16 protein-coding genes are annotated in these 17,314 nt (G+C 69.3%); 5 read left to right on the top strand and 11 right to left on the bottom strand.

Features of this window, described 5'->3' with window-relative positions; genetic code table 11:
- Window positions 1–62: 62 nt before the first annotated feature.
- The 6 genes from glgX to JWP60_RS22975 form a co-directional block, all read right to left on the bottom strand.
- Window positions 63–2,201 carry a glycogen debranching protein GlgX gene (gene glgX / locus JWP60_RS23000; protein WP_299796625.1) on the bottom strand — a complete coding sequence of 713 codons (2,139 nt, stop codon included), beginning with the start codon at window positions 2,199–2,201 and terminating at the stop codon, window positions 63–65.
- A 5-nt stretch (window positions 2,202–2,206) separates the two neighbouring features.
- Window positions 2,207–2,578 (bottom strand): DUF192 domain-containing protein, encoded by a 372-nt coding sequence (locus tag JWP60_RS22995; protein ID WP_299796623.1) that lies wholly within the window; start codon window positions 2,576–2,578, stop codon window positions 2,207–2,209.
- A 146-nt stretch (window positions 2,579–2,724) separates the two neighbouring features.
- A complete protein-coding gene (locus tag JWP60_RS22990; RefSeq protein ID WP_299796620.1) occupies window positions 2,725–3,279 on the bottom strand; it encodes a cupin domain-containing protein in 555 nt (184 codons plus the stop codon).
- Complete coding sequence (locus tag JWP60_RS22985; RefSeq protein ID WP_299796618.1) at window positions 3,266–3,823, bottom strand: hypothetical protein; 558 nt, start codon at window positions 3,821–3,823, stop codon at window positions 3,266–3,268. Before JWP60_RS22985 ends, JWP60_RS22990 begins: the two co-directional genes overlap by 14 nt.
- A gap of 17 nt (window positions 3,824–3,840) precedes the next feature.
- Window positions 3,841–4,812 carry a tripartite tricarboxylate transporter substrate binding protein gene (locus tag JWP60_RS22980; protein WP_299796615.1) on the bottom strand — a complete coding sequence of 324 codons (972 nt, stop codon included), beginning with the start codon at window positions 4,810–4,812 and terminating at the stop codon, window positions 3,841–3,843.
- 96 nt (window positions 4,813–4,908) lie between these two features.
- Window positions 4,909–5,829 carry a LysR substrate-binding domain-containing protein gene (locus JWP60_RS22975; RefSeq protein WP_299796612.1) on the bottom strand — a complete coding sequence of 307 codons (921 nt, stop codon included), beginning with the start codon at window positions 5,827–5,829 and terminating at the stop codon, window positions 4,909–4,911.
- 105 nt (window positions 5,830–5,934) lie between these two features.
- Here JWP60_RS22975 and JWP60_RS22970 point away from each other — a divergent pair, with 105 nt between their 5' ends.
- From JWP60_RS22970 to JWP60_RS22955, 4 genes are read left to right on the top strand one after another with little or no spacing between them, the layout of a single operon-like run.
- Window positions 5,935–7,635, top strand: a complete 1,701-nt coding sequence (locus JWP60_RS22970; RefSeq protein ID WP_299796609.1) for a thiamine pyrophosphate-binding protein — start codon at window positions 5,935–5,937, stop codon at window positions 7,633–7,635.
- The gene (locus tag JWP60_RS22965; protein WP_299796606.1) at window positions 7,625–8,518 is read left to right on the top strand and encodes an SMP-30/gluconolactonase/LRE family protein; all 894 of its coding nucleotides are present in this window, start codon (window positions 7,625–7,627) and stop codon (window positions 8,516–8,518) included. The genes JWP60_RS22970 and JWP60_RS22965 overlap by 11 nt, the downstream gene beginning before the upstream one ends.
- An 11-nt stretch (window positions 8,519–8,529) precedes the next feature.
- The gene (locus tag JWP60_RS22960; protein ID WP_299796604.1) at window positions 8,530–9,399 is read left to right on the top strand and encodes an SMP-30/gluconolactonase/LRE family protein; all 870 of its coding nucleotides are present in this window, start codon (window positions 8,530–8,532) and stop codon (window positions 9,397–9,399) included.
- Between the two features lie 57 nt (window positions 9,400–9,456).
- Entirely contained in the window at window positions 9,457–10,245 is a 789-nt protein-coding gene (locus tag JWP60_RS22955; protein WP_299796602.1) for an SDR family oxidoreductase, read from the top strand.
- 12 nt (window positions 10,246–10,257) lie between these two features.
- Here the strand turns inward: JWP60_RS22955 and JWP60_RS22950 are convergent, their stop codons facing one another.
- Window positions 10,258–10,659 (bottom strand): response regulator, encoded by a 402-nt coding sequence (locus tag JWP60_RS22950; protein WP_299796600.1) that lies wholly within the window; start codon window positions 10,657–10,659, stop codon window positions 10,258–10,260.
- A gap of 202 nt (window positions 10,660–10,861) precedes the next feature.
- Here JWP60_RS22950 and JWP60_RS22945 point away from each other — a divergent pair, with 202 nt between their 5' ends.
- Complete coding sequence (locus JWP60_RS22945; protein WP_299796598.1) at window positions 10,862–11,110, top strand: DUF6139 family protein; 249 nt, start codon at window positions 10,862–10,864, stop codon at window positions 11,108–11,110.
- Between the two features lie 99 nt (window positions 11,111–11,209).
- On the opposite strand, the gene JWP60_RS22940 is transcribed toward JWP60_RS22945, so the two are convergent.
- From JWP60_RS22940 to JWP60_RS22925, 4 genes are all read right to left on the bottom strand, one after another.
- A complete protein-coding gene (locus JWP60_RS22940) occupies window positions 11,210–11,362 on the bottom strand; it encodes a hypothetical protein (protein WP_299796595.1) in 153 nt (50 codons plus the stop codon).
- Between the two features lie 119 nt (window positions 11,363–11,481).
- Window positions 11,482–12,867: an efflux transporter outer membrane subunit gene (locus tag JWP60_RS22935; RefSeq protein ID WP_299796592.1), complete on the bottom strand. Its 1,386-nt coding sequence runs from the start codon at window positions 12,865–12,867 to the stop codon at window positions 11,482–11,484.
- On the bottom strand, window positions 12,864–16,034 hold the full coding sequence (locus tag JWP60_RS22930; RefSeq protein WP_299796589.1) for an efflux RND transporter permease subunit: 3,171 nt from the start codon (window positions 16,032–16,034) through the stop codon (window positions 12,864–12,866). The genes JWP60_RS22935 and JWP60_RS22930 overlap by 4 nt, the downstream gene beginning before the upstream one ends.
- A 13-nt stretch (window positions 16,035–16,047) precedes the next feature.
- Window positions 16,048–17,283, bottom strand: coding sequence for an efflux RND transporter periplasmic adaptor subunit (locus JWP60_RS22925; protein ID WP_299796586.1), 1,236 nt, complete (start codon window positions 17,281–17,283; stop codon window positions 16,048–16,050).
- Window positions 17,284–17,314 lie beyond the last annotated feature (31 nt).

Raw genomic sequence — 17,314 nt, 5'->3', positions numbered from 1 at the left:
GCCGGATCGCTGGGGTGCCTGCGGCAGCCCAGCCTACAGCAGCCACATCGCGCCAGGCATCCTCAAAGAGGACACCGGAACAACTTCAACGACCGTGCCGGCAGCAAGCTCTTCTGGCCCGCACCGTGCGTCTCCTGCGCCTCGTCGTTGCTGGTGTCCACCAGCAATTCCCAATGCTCGCAGCCAGGCAGCCGCGGCAGCGTGAACTCCAGGTCTTCGTGGGAGGCAGACAACATCAGCAGCAGGTGGTCGTCCTTCAGCGGCCGGCCCTCGCGGTCGGTTTCGCGCAGGCCGTTGCCGGCCAGGAACATCGCCAGCGATTGGGTGTGCGAGTTCTGCCAGTCCTCGTCACTCATGGTCTCGCCGTCATGGCGGAACCACATCACGTCCTGCACGTCGGTGCCGCGGATCGGCCGGCCCGAGAAGAAGCGTTGCCGGTGCAGTGCCGGATGCGAGCGGCGGATGCCGATCAGGCGGCGTGTGAAGGCGAGCAGCGCCTCGTCCTTGCCGGCCCAGTCGTACCAGCTGATCTCGTTGTCCTGGCAGTAGGCGTTGTTGTTGCCCTGCTGGCTGTTGCCGAACTCGTCGCCGCCCAGCAGCATGGGCGTGCCCTGCGACAGCATCAGCGTGGCCAGGAAGTTGCGCTGCTGGCGGGCCCGCAGCTTGTTCACTTCGGCGTCGTCGGTCGGCCCTTCGGCGCCGCAGTTCCACGACCGGTTGTCGTTGGCGCCGTCGTTGTTGCCTTCCTTGTTGGCCTCGTTGTGCTTGTCGTTGTAGCTCACCGTGTCGCGCAGCGTTAAGCCGTCGTGCGCGGTGATGAAGTTGACGCTCGACGAGGGCTTGCGGCCGTCGTCCTTGTACAGGTCGCTCGATCCCGTGAGCCGGTAGCCCAGGTCGCTGGCCAGACCGCCCTCGCCCTTCCAGAAGGCGCGGATCGAGTCGCGATAGATGCCGTTCCACTCGGCCCATTTCACCGGGAAGTTGCCGACCTGGTAGCCACCCTCGCCCACGTCCCAGGGTTCGGCGATCAGCTTCACCTGCGAGATCACCGGGTCCTGGTGGATGATGGTGAAGAAGCCGGAGAGCTGGTCGACCTCGTGCAGCCCGCGCGCCAGCGTGCTGGCCAGGTCGAAGCGGAAGCCGTCGACGTGCATCTCCTGCACCCAGTAGCGCAGCGAATCCATGATCAGCTGCAGCGTCTGCGGATGCCGCACGTTCAGCGTGTTGCCGGTCCCGGTGTAATCGAAGTAGTGACGCGGATCGTCGGGCACGAGCCGGTAGTAGGTGGGGTTGTCGATGCCCTTGAAGCTGAGGGTGGGACCCATGTGGTTGCCCTCGGAGGTGTGGTTGTAGACCACGTCCAGGATCACCTCCAGGCCCGCGCCATGCAGCGTCTTGACCATCTCCTTGAACTCGCGCACCGCCCCCACCGGGTCGCCGCGCTTGAAGGCCGCGCTGTAGCGCAGCTCGGGCGCGAAGAAGTTCAGCGTCGAATAGCCCCAGTAGTTGGTGAGGCCCTTGTCCAGGAGGAAGGGGTCGTCCAGGTGCGCATGCACCGGCATCAGCTCGATGGCCGTGACGCCCAGGTCCTGCAGGTACTTCAGCATGGCCGGATGCGCCAGGCCGGCATAGGTGCCGCGCAGTTCCTCGGGGATGTCCGGGTGCAGCATCGTGAGGCCCTTGGCATGGGTCTCGTAGATCACCGTCTCGTGCAGCGGCCGGTTGGGTGCGCGATCCCCGCTCCAGTCGAACGAGTGATCGAGCACCACGGCCAGCGGCACGCCACGCTGGTCCTCCTGCAGCATCGCGCGGTCCTCGGCGGCGCCGCCCACCTCGTACGCGAACACGCCGCGCTCGAAGTTCTCGACGCCGTCGAGCGCCTTCGCATAAGGGTCGAGCAGCACCAGGTTGGGATTGAAGCGCAGGCCGCGATCGGGCTCATAAGGGCCGTGCACGCGCCAGCCATAGCGCTGCCCCGGCTGCACGCCCGCCAGGTAGCCGTGCCAGACGAAGGCCGTCTGTTCGCGCAGGGGCACGCGCGTCTCGTTGCCCGCGCCGTCGAACAGGCAGAGTTCCACCTTGCTGGCATTCTCGGAATAGACCGCGAAGTTCACGCCCGCGCCGTCCCAGGTGGCGCCCAGCGGATAGGGGTCGCCCGGCCGCACGAGGATCTGGGCGGCCGGGGGAGGATTGCCTTGCATGATGTTCATCCGATAAAGACGGGGCCCGCCAGGCGGGTGCCGGGAGCTATGCCGCGCGACTCGAACCAGCCCTGGTTGACTTCCAGGATGAAGCGCACGGGGTGCTCGGAAGACTCGCCTTCCAGGCAGTGCGGCTCGAGGTCCGCGATCTTCAGAATGGTGCCGTCCTCTTCGAGGAAGGCGATGGAAAGAGGCAGCGGCGTGTCCTTCATCCAGAAGCTCTGGACTTCGCGCGAGTCGCACATGAACAGCATGCCCTCGTCCTCGGCCAGGTCGCGCCGGTACATGAGGCCCATTGCGCGTTCCTCGTCGCTGCGCGCGACATAGACCTGGATGGCGTGCTCGCCAGCCTGCAGTTCGACACGGGGAAGATTCATGGACTGCGATCCTCGCCGCTAGTCCGCTGCGACGCCGTAGGACGGCGCCAACGGCTGATCGGGAGCGGCGCGGGCGCCTTGTAGGATCGCCCGCGACCGCGCCTGTCGTTTCCTCCTTCACCCCCGGCGCCGACGGCGCGGCCTGATCAGCCGATGCGCGCGTCGTGCGAGGAAATCGCGATGACGCAGGGCCGCGCGCCGCGGTTGCTCCAGGCATGGCGCGCCGCCCGCTGGACCACCGTGTCGCTGGGCGCCAGCGTGACCTCGCCTGCGTCGAGGACCAGGGTCGCCTCGCCTTCCAGCACCACGCACAGGTCCAGCGTGCGCGAGTGCTGCATGTAGGGATGGCGCGCCTGCGCTTCGCTGCAGCAGGCCTCGGGCGAACCGGCAGCGCGGAACCAGGCCTCGACCTCGGCGCGTGTGACGCGGTCGTGCCAGGACGCATCCGGCGGCAGCACGAGGATGCGAAACACCGAGCCGCCGGCCGGCGCGCCGAGCGACTGCGCCATGGACTCGATCTCGCGCGCGGCCAGCGCCACGGCCGGTGAGCGGTCCGTCGCCCACACGCGGTACAGCGCGAAGCCGGGCCGCGCCGGATCGCGCAGCACGTCTTGCACCGGGCCGTCGCTCAGCGCATGCGAGCGGCCGTCGGCCGCATCGACGGTGATCAGCCGGCGCGGCGCGCGGTCAGCGATCGCCATGGTCGTCCGCCGCCATCATCACGAAAGCCATCAGGCTGGGCGCATCGGGGTTGGTCCAGCCGTGCCAGTTGCGCAGTTGCACCACGACGTCACCCGGCGCGAGCGGATAGCGGCCGTCGTCCAGCAGCAGGGTGCGCTGGCCTTCCACCAGCACGCCGACGTCCACCGTTTCCGAGCGGTGCACGGGCGAGCTGAAGGCGTTCTGGCCGCCGCGGTCCCAGGTGCTCGCGCCGAGCCGCTGGCGCGGTGCGTGTGGCGGCACGGCGCTCGGGTCCTGCGCCGGGTCGTAGTCCTGCGGCTTGCCGGCGGAATGAACGATGCGCAGGTGGCCGCCCTGCTCCGGCGGCTCGAAGGCGAACGGGCGCTTGCCGTCGTCACGCTCGCCGCGCACCGGTGCCGGGCACTCGTCGAACACCCAGATGTCCGTCATGCCGGCGCTGGCGGCGATGCGCCCCACGTTGACGTTGGGCGCCGCGCTGTCCCACAGCACCCGCGAGCGGCCGGCCGCGTCGACGCCGGTGACCACGCGACGGATCGGTTTCATCGGGACGGACATGGCGCTCAATCCGCCTGGATGTTGCCGGCCTTGATCACGGCCGCCGCCCGGGCGATGTCCGCCTTCACGAAAGCCTCGAACTGCTCGCGCGTCGAACCCACGGTCTCGAAGCCGGCGCCGGCCGCGCGCTCCTTCGCGTCCGGCTGGCGCAGGATGGCTGCGATCTCGCGATTGAGCTTGTCGATGATGGCGGGCGGCGTCCTTGCCGGCGCGTGGATGCCGTTCCAGCCGACCACGGCGAACTCGGGATAGCCCTGCTCCGCCACCGTCGGCACGTCGGGCAAGGCGAAGTAGCGCTGCGGGCCGCTGACCGCGATGGCGCGCAGCCGCCCCGCCTTGACCAGCGGCAGCGCGGTGGGCGCGGGCAGGAAGCTCAGTTGCACCTGGCCGGCAAGCACGTCATTCAACGCGGGGGCGGCACCCTTGTACGCGACATGCGCGATGTCCACGCGCGCCATCTGCTTGAACATCTCGCCGGACAGGTGCGAGGGCGTGCCATTGCCCGAGGACGCGTAGTTGAGCTTGCCGGGTTGCGCCTGTGCCAATGCGACCAGTTCGCGCACGTTGTGGGCCGGCAGCGAGGGTGGCACCACCAGGATGAAGGGCAGCGTCGCCATCAGGCTCACCGGTGCCAGGTCGCGCTGGAAGTCGAACGGCGACTTGCTGCGCAGTGCGCTGTTGACGGTGTAGGAGCCGGTGGAGAGCAGCAGCGTGTAGCCGTCGGCCGGCGCCTTGGCCACCGCGTCGCCGGCCACCACGCCGCCGGCGGCGGGCCGCTGGTCCACCACCACCGGCTGGCCCAGCGCGGCACCGAGCTTGTCGCCGACGATGCGCGCCAGGATGTCGGGGCCCGGCCCGACGATCAGCCGGATCGGCCGATTCGGATAGTCCTGCGCGGCGGCGGGCAAGGCAACGAGACAACAGAGGGCCGCGAGCGAACAGGCGGCCGCGCGAAGCAGGCGGGGGAGCAAGGGCATGACAGTCCCGGGCTGTGAGGTCGGCGGCCATGCTAAGCGGCGCCCGTCATGCGGAAAAGAAACTTCTTCCTATCGCGCCATTCCGCGCGGTTATGGTCAGCGCGCCAGTGCGTCGGCGATCGAGTTGCGCGACCAGCGCGCGTGCGTGGTGGTGATGAAGTCGGTCAGGTGCGACTGCAGGTAGCTGCCGCGACGCAGTTGCACCTGCGTGACCGTGGGCTTGAACAGGTGGCTGGCGTCGATCGCGGCCAGCTTGCGATCGCGCTCCGGCTCGTAGGTGATCGTGGGCAGCACCGCCACGCCCAGCCCGAGCTCGACGTACGACTTGATCACGTCGGCATCGGTGGCGGTGAGCACGATGTTGGGCGTGACGCCCGCGCTGGCAAAGCCGTTGATGACGGCCCAGCCGCCCGAGAAATTCACGTCGAGGGTGATCAGCGGATAACGGGCCAGCGCCGCCAGCGTGAGCTTGCGCACGTGGCGCAAGGGATGCTCGCGCGGCGTCAGCACGCTGCGTTGCAGCTCGCCGCAAGGCAGGAACACGAGTTCGCGCAGCGGGTCGGGCGTGTTGCCGCCGACGCCCAGGTCCGCCTCGCCCGAGGCCACCCACTGCTCGATCTGCGCCGGCGAGCCCTGGCGCAGCACGAGTTCCACCTGCGGATGCTTCCGGATGTACTGCGAGATCACCGGCCGCAGCACGTAGCGCGCATGGATGTGCGTGGTGGCGACCACCAGCCGCAGGTTGTCGCTTTTCGCGTGTTCGCCGCCGATGCGCCGGATGTTCTCGGCGCACTGCAGGGTGCGGCGCGCCATGTCGACGATCTGCGCGCCCGCCGGCGTGGTGCCGGTGATGCGATTGCCGTGGCGGATCAGGATCTCCACGCCGAGCTCCTGCTCCAGGGCCTGGATCTGCTTGCTGATCCCCGGTTGCGAGGTGAACAGGGCGCGCGCGGCGTTCGACACGCTGAAGCCGTGCTCCACGACGCCGCACAGGTAGCGCAACTGCTGGAGGGTCATGGCGGCGCACTATAACCTGCGGGCATCGCGCGATAGAAAACTCTTCCTTTTGTTCATGGCGGGGCGCCCCTAGCATCGACGCTCTTCCCACCGCGAGAGCACCCGATGACCACCATGACCGGCTCGCGCCTGATCGCCGAAATGCTGCGGGGCTACGGCACCACGCACGTGTTCTACATGCCGGCCATCCTGCTGGGTGCGCTGGCGGAGATGGAGGACATGCCGATCCGCCGCATCATGACGCACGGCGAAAAATCCGCGGCCTACATGGCCGACGGCTACGCGCGCGCCAGCGGCCGCCCCGGCATCTGCATGGCGCAGCAGATCGGCGGCTCCAACCTGGCGGCGGGCCTGCGCGATGCGTACATGGCGGCATCGCCCGTGATCGCGCTCACCGGCGGGCCGACGGTGGCCGCGCACTACCGCCACGGCTACCAGGAGGTGGAGGACCACACGCAGTTCGAGGCGGTGACCAAGTTCAACGCCCGGGTCGAGCACGTGAGCCGCCTGCCCGACCTGCTGCGACAGGCCTTTCGCGCCGCCACCACCGGCGCGCCCGGGCCCGTGCACCTCGAGATCCAGGGGCCGCACGGCCACGCGGCTTATGCCAGTGCCGAACTGGAGGTGCTGGCCGAACCGCGCTTCGCCCGCACGCCGCCGTTCCGGCCGGTCGCCGACGATGCGGACATTCGCGCCGCGCTGCTGCTGCTCGCCGGTGCGCAGCGGCCCTTGCTGGTGGCCGGTGGCGGAGTCACTACTTCGCAGGCGCGCGAAGTGGCGCGGGCGCTCGCCGAACGACTGTCGCTGCCCCTCGCCACCACGCTGAATGCAAAAGGCACGCTGCCGGAGAATCACCCGCTGGCCGTCGGCGTGACCGGCCTCTACTCGCGCGCCTGTGCCAATCGCGCCGTGGCCGAGGCCGACGTGGTGTTCTTCATCGGCAGCCGCACCGGCGGCCAGACCACCGTGGACTGGCAAGTGCCTGCGCGCGGCACGAAGGTGATCCAGTTGGACATCGCGCCCGAGGAACTGGGGCGCAACTATCCCAACAGCGTCTCGCTCGCGGGCGATGCGCAGGCGACGCTGGTCCGCATGCTGCAGTTGTGCGAGCAACAGGACACCGTCGATCGCGGCGCCTGGAACGCACGCACGCGTGAGCTGGTCGCGCAGTGGCGCGCGGAGTTCGAGCCGCTGCGCGCCAGCGACGCCAGCCCTATCCGTCCCGAGCGCCTGTGCAAGGAGATCTCCGACGTGCTGCCGGCCGACGGCGTGGTGGTCTCCGACACCGGCCACTCGGGCATGTGGACCGGCGCGATGATCGAACTGACGCAGCCCGGTCAGCGCTACTACCGCTGCGCCGGGTCCATGGGCTGGGGCTTTCCCGGCGCGCTGGGCGTGCAATGCGCGCTGCCCGATCGCACCGTGGTCTGCTTCACCGGCGACGGCGCCTTCTACTACCACCTGACCGAGCTCGAGACGGCGGCGCGCTTCGGCATCAACCTGGTGGTGGTCGTGAACAACAACAGCGCACTGAACCAGGAGATCCCGCTCTGGGACGCCGTGTACCCGGGCAAGTCCGCGGCCAACGCGCGGGTCGACGACCTCTGGCGCATGCGCCCGACCAACTTCGCGCAGGTGGCCGAGAGCTTCGGCTGCGCCGGCATCCGCGTGGAGCATCCCTGCGAATTGCGCGGCGCGCTGGAACGGGCGATCGCCCTGAAGAAGCCGGTGGTGGTCGACGTGGTGACCGACGTCGGCGCCTTCGCCCCGAAGGCCTGGACCCCGGAGGTGCGCCGTGGAGTTTGATCTCGCCACCCCGCAGTTCGCCCGCATCGCGGCCGATGCCGGCCCGCTCGATCTGATCGCCCACGGACTCGCCTTCGGTGAAGGCCCGGTGTGGGACCGGCGCAGCGGCTGGCTGTACTGGGTCGACATCATCGGCAGCACGATCTGGCGCTGGCAAGCCGGAGTCGGTCGCGAGGTGGTGATGAAGCCCTCGGGCCACGCCAACGGCCTGACCTTCGACCGCGAGGGGCGCCTGACCGTGGCGGGCTGGTGCAATCGCACGGTCTTCCGCTTCGAGCATGACGGCAGCCTCACGACCCTGGCCGCCACCTTCGAGGGCCAGAAGTTCAACAGCCCGAACGACCTCGTCGTGCGCTCGGACGGCTCCATCTACTGGACCGACTCGGCCGGCGGCCTGGCGATCCCCGGCATGGTGGCCGAGGACGTGCAGCGCTATCTCGACGTGCAAGGCGTGTACCGCCTGACGCCCGATGGCCGCACCGTGCAACTGCTGATCGCCGATTGCACCTATCCCAACGGCCTGGCCTTCAGCCCCGACGAATCGCTGCTGTACGTGAACGACACGCGCGAGGCGGCGATCCGCGTCTTCGACGTGCGGCCCGATGGCACGGTCGGTGCCGGCCGCCTGTTCCACAAGCTCACCGGCAGCGAGCCGGGCGTGGCCGACGGCATGAAGGTGGACAGCGAGGGCAACGTCTATTGCACCGGGCCGGGGGGCGTGCACGTGCTCGATCCCGCCGGCCGGCTGCTCGGTCGCATCCGCGTGCCGGGGCACGCGACCAACATGGCCTGGGGCGGTGCCGACTGGCGCACGCTCTACATCACGAGCTACAGCTCGCTCTATCGCACGCGCCTGGGCATCGCCGGCGTGCCCGTGTGGTGAAGGACAAGCGCATGCCCTGGCAGTTCGAACGCATCGCCGGCCCGCACGCCGGGCCCACCGTCGGCGCCGCCTGGGACGGCAGCGGCCTGCTCTATTCGGTGCCGGACGAGATGCTGGTGCGACGCTGGGACGCGGCCACGCAGCAGTCGACCGACTGGCGCCGCTACACCGGCCGCGTCAACGGCATCGCGCTCGGCGCCGCCGGCTCGGTGTTCGTTGCGCAGGAGAGCGGCCGGCGCGTGATCGAGCTGGTCGCCGATGGCAGTGCCCGCGTCACGGCCACGCGCTGGAACGGCGCGATCCACAACTTTCCCTGCGACCTCACCGTCGACCGGCAGCAGCGCGTGTGGTTCAGCGACTCGCATACGGGCCTGCAGGTGTTCGGGCCGCGCATCTATCCGCTGCTGGAGCACGCCTCGGTGTTGCGCCTGGAGCGCGACGACCGGCGCGCATGGATCCTGCGGCGGATCACCTTCGACACGCAGGCCCCGCGCGGCGTGCTGCTGACCGCCGACGAAGGCACGCTGCTGGTGGCTGAAGGAGAAGTCGACCGACCCGGACCGCGCGAGCTGCGCGCCTACCCGGTGCGCGCGGACGGCAGCGTCGGTGCCTGCGAGACGCTGCACACTTTCGGCAGCGATCACCGCGGCAAGCATCGTGGCATCGAGGGACTGTGCCTGCTGCCGCAGGGCCGCGTGGCGGCGGTCGGCGGCGCTCCGGGCCTGGGCCCGGGGCCGGCGGTCCACGTGTTCGATAGCGACCTGCGGCTGGTGGAAGTGCATCCCTTTGCCGCGGCGGCGCCCATGCACTGCGCCTGCGGCGGCGGCCACTTGTACGTCACCGCGGCCGATGGCTGCGTCTACCGCGCCGCGCTCGCCTGACGGCGGCTGGTACCCTTGCGCCTGCTGGATCGGTCCGGAACCCGAAGGAGGCAAGCGATGGATCTGCAATTGCAAGGCAAGCACGTGCTGGTGACGGGCGGCAGCCGGGGCATCGGCCTGGCGTGCGCGCGCGAATTCCTGCGCGAGGGCTGCAAGGTGACGCTCGTCGGCCGCAGCGCCGCCCACATGGACAGCGCGATGTCCTCCCTCAGGGCCGGCAGCGCCCAATTGGCCGGCCACTGTGCCGACCTGCGCGACGCGGCCGCGGCCCTGCAGGCCGTCGAGGACACCGAGGCGCAGTTGGGGCCGATCGACATCCTGGTCAACTCGGCCGGGGCGGCCCGCCGCACCCCGCCCGACGAACTGCGGCCGCAGGCCTGGCAGGACGCGATGCAGGCCAAGTTCTTCACCTATGTCAACGTGATGGACCCGGTGGTGCGGCGCATGGGCGCGCGCGGCACCGGCTGCGTGGTCAACGTGATCGGCATGGGCGGCAAGGTGGCCACCAGCACGCACCTGGCGGGCGGGGCGGCGAATGCGGCGCTGATGCTGGCGACGGCCGGGCTGGCGAATGCGTGGGGTCCGCGCGGCGTGCGGATCAACGCCGTCAACCCGACGCTCACGCTGACCGACCGCCTGGCCGAGGGCTTCGCCGTGGATGCGCGGCTGCGTCACACGACCGAGGCCGAGGTGCTGAAGCAGGCCGAGAAGAAGCTGCCGCTGGGGCGGCTGGCTCAGCCGGAGGAAATCGCCGCGGTGGTGCTGTTCCTCGCCTCGCCCCGGGCGAGCTACGTATCGGGCGCGATCCTGTCGATGGACGGCGCCGCCGTGCCGCTCGTGGCCTGAGAAGCCGCGGCGTCAGTGGGCCTGGGGGACCGGCCCGCGGTCGGCGATGAGGTGGTCGAGCGTAGCCAGCAGCGCCTCGGGGTCGACGGGCGCCACCATGTAGGCATCGGCGCCGGTGGTCATGCCCTGGTCCTGGTCGTCGCGGCTGATGTACATCGCGGAGACATAGACGACGGGCAGGCGCACGGTGTTCGGGCGGCTGCGCACGAGCCGGCAGACTTCGAAGCCCATCAGGTCCGGCAGGTGCACGTCGAGCACGACGGCCGAGACGAAATCGACGAGTTCCAGCGCCTCGGCACCGCCCGCGGCCTCCACCACGTTGAAGCCGGCGGCGCGCAGGCCGCGTGCCGTTGCGTAGCGGTGGGCATCCGTATCGTCCACCACCAGGACGCTGTGCAGGGAACGGTCGATCATCGGGCCGTAAAAACTGGGGGAAAACGCTAGTGTAGACGTGTAAGGCGCCGCCGACAAAACCATCGTCTTGGGTGTGTCGGTTATGTGCGTGTCCCGCCCGCGACACCACCTGCCGCCGCGTCCGGGAATTACAGGTCAACAGCCGGGCTGACCCGGCGGTGTCCTACGCCGGGATGCGGCCCCCGGCTCGCAGAATGCGGCCATGAAAGTAGACATCTACCGGCGGCCGGAGCCGCAGAACAAGTTCAGCTACCTGATCGTGCCCGCGGGCCAGCCGATCCCGGAGGAAGCGACCAACACCGACTGGCAGGCGCGCCAGCAGGGTGTGGACGTGGACGAATCCGCGCAGCACCTGCACCCCTACGAGATCGACAACCCGCGCGCGCAGCTCGATGAGAAGGGCTACGCCATGACCAGCGTGTACCACCAGGTCACCGGCAACGCCCCTTGAGACGAAAGTGATCCGGACAGCTCCTACGGCTGTCCGGCAGGAAGCGGACGCCAAATGCCGAGCCGCGACTACGGAGCGGACGAGGCGCATGCCTGAAGATCACCCCATCGCAACGATCTTCAGACGGAAAACAAAATGCTCCTCGCGCTCTCCCTGCTCTCCTCCATCGCCCAATCCCGCTTCGGCCAGTGGGTTCGCTTCGCCAGCATGCAGAAGCGGGTGGTTCGCTATTGAGGCGACGAGGAATGTCATCCCGGGAGAAGGATCTCGTCCCGGTGAGAAGGATGTCATCCCGGGCTTGACCCGGGATCCATGCGGCGGCGATTCAGGCGCCGCCTGGATCGCGGCTCAAGCCCGCAATGACATCGGCCTCAGGAACTCCACCCACCCCCCAGCGACCGATACAGCTGCACCTGGTTCTGCAGCCGCGCGAGCCTGGTCTGCACCAGCGCCTGCTGCGCGTTGAACAGCGAGCGTTGCGCATCGAGCAGGTCGAGGTAGCTCGCCACCCCGTTGTCGTAACGCAGGCGCGCGAGCCGATAGCGCACCGTCTCCGCCTCCACCACCCGCGCCTGGGCATCCACCTGGTTGTCGAAGGTGGCGCGGCCTGCCAGCGCATCGGCCACGTCGCGGAAGGCCTGCTGGATCGCACGCTCGTACTGCGCCACGGCGATGTCGCGCGAGACCCGGGCCGATTCCAGCGTTGCCCGGTTGCGGCCGGCATCGAAGATCGGCTGCAGCAGCGAAGGCGCCACCGTGTAGCCCCACGAGCCCGCACGGAACAAGCCGGTGAGGTCGGAGCTCGCGCTGCCGATGCCCGCGGTCAAGGAGATGCGCGGAAAGAAGTTGGCACGCGCCGCACCGATGTCCGCGTTTGCCGAGAGCAGCTGGTGCTCGGCCTGGCGCACGTCGGGCCGGCGCACCAGCACCTCCGACGGCACGCCCGCCGGCACGTCCGGCAGGTGCACGCCTTCGGTGGTCACGCCCACGACATAGTCCGGCGACACCGGTTCGCCGACCAGGAGGGCGAGCGCGTTGATGTCGTTGGCCCGCTGCCGATCCTGCTGCGCGAGCGTGGCCCGCGCGCTTTCGTACAGCGACTGCGCCAGCCGGAAGTCGATCTCCGAGGACGCACCGTTCTCGAAGCGCAGGCGCGTCAGGCGCAGCGACTCTCCGCGGCCCTGCAGCGTGTCGCGCGTGATCTGCAGCAGTTCCTCGTCGGCCGCGAGCGAGAGCCAGGTGCTGGCGACGTTCGCCACCAGCGCCATCTGCGCCGCGTTGCGGCCTTCCTCGGTGGCCAGGTACTGTTCCAGCGCCGACTGGCTCAGGCTGGCGATGCGGCCGAAGAAGTCGATCTCCCAGCTGCTCAGGGCCAGGTTGGCCTGCAGCGTGGTGACCTGCTGGCCATTGACGGTGCTGGGGGCGCGGGAGGCGTCGAGCCCAGCCGTCACCGTCGGATAGCGCTGCGAGTTCTGGATGTCGTACTGCGCGCGCGCCTGCGCGATGTTCAGCACGGCGATGCGCAGGTCGCGGTTGTTGCGCAGCGAAGCGGCAATGGCGGCGCGCAGGCGAGGATCCGGAAAGAACTGCTCCCAGGGCAGTTGCTCCGCCGACGTGCCGTTCTGGGCCGACGGATACGGGAATTCCGCCGCCACCGGCGCGGCCGGTCGCTCGTACTTGGGGATCAGGCTGGTGCAGCCGGCCAGGGCCAGCGCCGCGGCCAGCGTGGTGAGCATCTTCATGCGGGGCAAACTCATATCTGGTCTCCCGCCGTGGCGCCCGCGGGCACCTCGTGATCGAACGCGTGGGTGTAAAGCTTGCGCTGGCGCTCGTTGTCGTGGAAGTAGCCGCGCACCACGACGAAGAAGATGGGGACGAAGAAGACGGCCAGGCCGGTGCCGGTCAGCATGCCGCCCAGCACGCCGGTGCCGATGGCCCGCTGGCTGGCGGAGCCCGCGCCGCTGGCGATGGCCAGTGGCAGCACGCCCAGGCCGAAGGCCATGGAGGTCATGATGATCGGACGGAAACGCAGGCGCGCTGCCGCCAGGGCCGATTCGATCACGCTCTTGCCCTCGGCCTGCTGGTCCTTGGCGAACTCGATGATCAGGATGGCGTTCTTCGCCGACAGACCGATGATGGTGATCAGGCCCACCTGGAAGTACACGTCGTTCGCGTAGCCGCGCAGCAGCGTCGCCAGCAGCACGCCCAGCACGCCGAGCGGCACCACCAGGATCACGGCCAGCGGGATCGACCAGCTCTCGTACAGCGCGGCCAGGCACAGGAACACCGCCAGGATCGCGAAGCCGTAGAGGATCAGCGCCTGCGAGCCGGCAAGCTTTTCCTCGCGCGACTGCCCGGTCCACTCGAAGCCGAAGCCCGTGGGCAGCTTGGCGGCGAGCTGCTCCATTTCGTCCATCGCCGCACCCGTGCTGTAGCCCGGGGCGGGCGAGCCCGAAATACGCATGGCCGGATAGCCGTTGTAGCGCACCGACTGCATGGCGCCGCTGATCCAGTGCGTGGTGGCAAATGCCGACAGCGGCACCGCCTTGCCCTGCGTGGACAGCACGTTCAGCTGCATCAGGTCCTCGGGTTGCATGCGCGCGGGCGCATCGGCCTGCACCACCACCCGCTGCAGCCGGCCGCGGTTGGGGAAGTCGTTGATGTACGCGGAGCCGAGCGCCGTCGACAGCACCGTGTTGATCGCATCGAAGTTCACGCCCAGGGCCTGCGCCTTGTCGCGGTCGATGTCCACCTGCAGCTGCGGCGCGTCTTCCAGTCCGTCCGGACGCACCTGCGTCAGCACCTTGCTTTTCGAGGCCATGCCCAGCAGCTGGTTGCGCGCGGCAACCAGCGCCTCGTGGCCATTGCCGCCGCGGTCCTGCAGGCGGAAGGTGAAGCCGGAGGCCGTGCCGAGTTCCGGAATGGGCGGCGGGCTCAGCGGGAAGATGAAGGCATCGCGGATGCCCGAGAGCCCCGCAAAGGCGCGGCCCGCCAGCGCGGCCGCCGAGTGCTCGTCACCCTTGCGCGTGTCCCAGTCCTTGAGCGTCACGAAGGCGAGCGCCGCGTTCTGGCCCTGCCCCGAGAACGAGAAGCCCAGCACGCCGACGATGCTCTCCACTTCCGGCTGCTTGAGGATGAAGGACTCCACCTGCTCGATCACCCTGCCCGTGCGCTCCAGCGTCGCGCCCGGGGGCAGCTGGATGTTCACCAGCATGTTGCCCTGGTCTTCCTGCGGCAGGAAGGACGTGGGCAGGCGCGTGTAGATCAGCGCGGCGACGCCGGCAATCGCGGCGTAGATGATCAGGTAGCGCGCGGCACGCTTGAGGATGCGCGCGACGAAGCTTTCATAGCCGTGCGCGGTGCGCGCGAACAGGCGGTTGAAGGCGCCGAAGAAGCCGCGCTTGTCCTCGTGGTGGCCGGCCGGAATCTGCTTGAGCAGCGTGGCGCACAGCGCCGGCGTGAGCGACAGCGCCATGGTCGCCGAGAACGCAATCGAGGCCACCATCACCGCCGCGAACTGGCGATAGATGTTGCCGGTGGAGCCGGCAAAGAAGGCCAGCGGCACGAACACCGAGATCAGCACCACGGTCACGCCGATGATGGCGCCCTGGATCTGCCCCATGGCCTTGCGCGTGGCCTCCCGGGGTGGCAGGCCCTCGTGGCTCATGATTCGTTCGACGTTCTCCACCACCACGATGGCGTCGTCCACCACGATGCCGATCACCAGCACCATGCCGAACATGGTCAGCACGTTGATCGAGAAGCCCAGCGCCAGCAGCGCCCCGAAGGTACCGAGCAGCGCCACCGGCACCACCAGGGTCGGGATGATGGTGTAGCGCCAGTTCTGCAGGAACAGGAACATCACCAGGAACACCAGCACCACCGCTTCGACCAGCGTCTCGACCACCTGCGTGATGGAGATGCGGATGAAGCGCGAGCTGTCGTACGGGATGTCCCATTTCATGCCGCGCGGGAAATACGGGGCGAGCTCGCCCATGCGCTTGCGGACCGCATCGGCGGTGGCCAACGCGTTGCCGGTGGGCGCCAGCTGCACGCCGATGCCGGTGGACGGCTTGCCGTTCAGGCGCGCCGCGGTGGCGAAGCTCTGGGCATTGAGCTCGACCCGGGCCACGTCCTTCAGGCGCACGGTGGCGCCGTCGGGCGTGGAGCGCAGCACGATCTTGCCGAACTGCTCCGGCGTCGTCAGCTGACCGGGCACCACGATGGTCGCGGCCACGCCCTGGCCGGGGACGTTGGGCAGGTCGCCCATGGTGCCGGCGGCCACCTGCGCGTTCTGCGCACGGATGGCGTTGTTCACGTCGGCCGGCGACAGGTTGAAGCCGACCAGCTTCTCGGGGTCGACCCACACGCGCATGGCCGCTTCGGTGCCAAAGAGCTGCGCCTGGCCGACGCCGGGGATGCGCTGGATCTCGGGCAGCACGGTGCGCGAGGCGTAGTCGCCCAGGTCCACCGGCGTGAAGTTGGGATCGTCCGAGGACAGGATCGTGAACAGCAGGAAGTTCGAGCGCGACTTTTCCACACGCACGCCCTGCTGCGTCACCGCGGCCGGCAGGCGCGGGGTGGCGCGGGCCAGGCGGTTCTGCACGTCCACCTGCGCGAGGTCGGGGTTGGTACCCGGCTCGAAGCTGATGGTGATCTGGCCGATGCCGTTGGCCTGCGTCACCGACTCCATGTAGATGAGGCCGGGCGAGCCGTTCATTTCCTGCTCGATCACGCTGATGACGCTTTCCTCCAGCGTCGTCGCGGAGGCGCCCGGATAGGTGGCCGTCAGCACGATCGCGGGCGGCGCCACCGGCGGGTACTGCGCGATCGGCAGCTTGGTGATGGACACGGCGCCGATCACGATGATGAACAGCGCGATCACCCACGCGAAGATGGGCCGGTCGATGAAGAACTTGGACATGCGGGGGTGCCTCTCAACCCTTCTTCGCGACGGCGGCGGCGGCGGCGGAGGCCGGCGCCGAGGCCGGCACGGCCGCGGTCCCGGCCGGGCCGGTGCCTGCGTTGTACGGGACGGGCTTGACGGGCGCGCCGGGGCGCAGCTTCTGGAAGCCGTCGACCATCACCTGCTCACCGGGCGTGAGGCCCGAAAGCACGACCCAGTCGCTGTTCTGCGAGCCGCCGATCTTGACGGTGCGCGGGCTCACCTTGCCGTCCTTGCCGACGACCATCAGCGTGTCGCCCTGCGGCGAGCGCGTCACGGCCTGTTGCGGCACCAGCATCGCATTGGAGGCCTTGGCCTGCTCGAGCCGCACGCGCACGTACATGCCGGGCAGCAGCATCGCGCCCGGATTGGGCACTTCGGCGCGCAGCGTCACCTGGCCGGTGTTCTGGTCGACGGTGAGGTCGGCAAACAGCAGCTTGCCGGGTTGCGGGTGCTCGGTGCCGTCTTCCAGCATGATGCGGACCAGCGCGCCCTCGCTGCCGGAGCGCTTCAGGCGCCCCTGCTCCAGCGCGCGGCGCAGCTTCATCACTTCGGTGACCGGCTGCGTGAAGTTGACGTACAGCGGATTGATCTGCTGGATCTGCGCCAGCGGCGTCGCCTCGCCCTGGCCCACCAGCGCGCCCTCGGTGACCAGCGAGCGGCCGATCCGGCCGGAGATCGGCGCCGTGACCGACGCATAGCCCAGGTTGATCTCGGTGCTGCGCAGTGCCGCGCGCGCGGCGGCCACATCCGCCTCCGCCGTCTTCTCGGCAGCGACCGCGTTGGCGTACTCCTGCTTGCTGATCGCGTTGGCCTCCACCAGCGGCTTGTAGCGCTGCGCCAGCGCCGCGGCCTGCGCCAGGTTGGCCTGCGCCTTGGCGACGTTGGCCTGGGAGCTGGCATTGGCCGCCACATAGGGCGCGGAATCGATGCGAAAGAGCACCTGGCCGGCGCGCACGTCGCTGCCTTCGCGGAACAGGCGCTGCTGTACGATGCCGGCGGCGCGCGCGCGCACCTCGGCCACGCGCGAAGCCTCGAGCCGCCCGGGGAGTTCGGTCACCAGGCCGACGTCGCCCGTGGCGACGGTGATCACGCCCACTTCGGGTGGCGGGGGCGCGGCCGCGGCGGCGGCCGGTGCATTGCCGCCGCCCTTGCCGCAGGCGGACAGGATGACAACGAGCAGGGGAAGAAGAGACCGCGCAAGACACTGCGGCACGCGAGCAGCCATGGCTTTGTTGTTCGTGTAGTGGAGGGAGGGA

It is taken from the genome of Ramlibacter sp. (assembly GCF_028291745.1).
Lineage (GTDB): Bacteria > Pseudomonadota > Gammaproteobacteria > Burkholderiales > Burkholderiaceae_C > Ramlibacter.
Note: the sequence above shows the minus strand (reverse complement) of the source record. Positions and strands in the feature narration are given on the sequence as shown.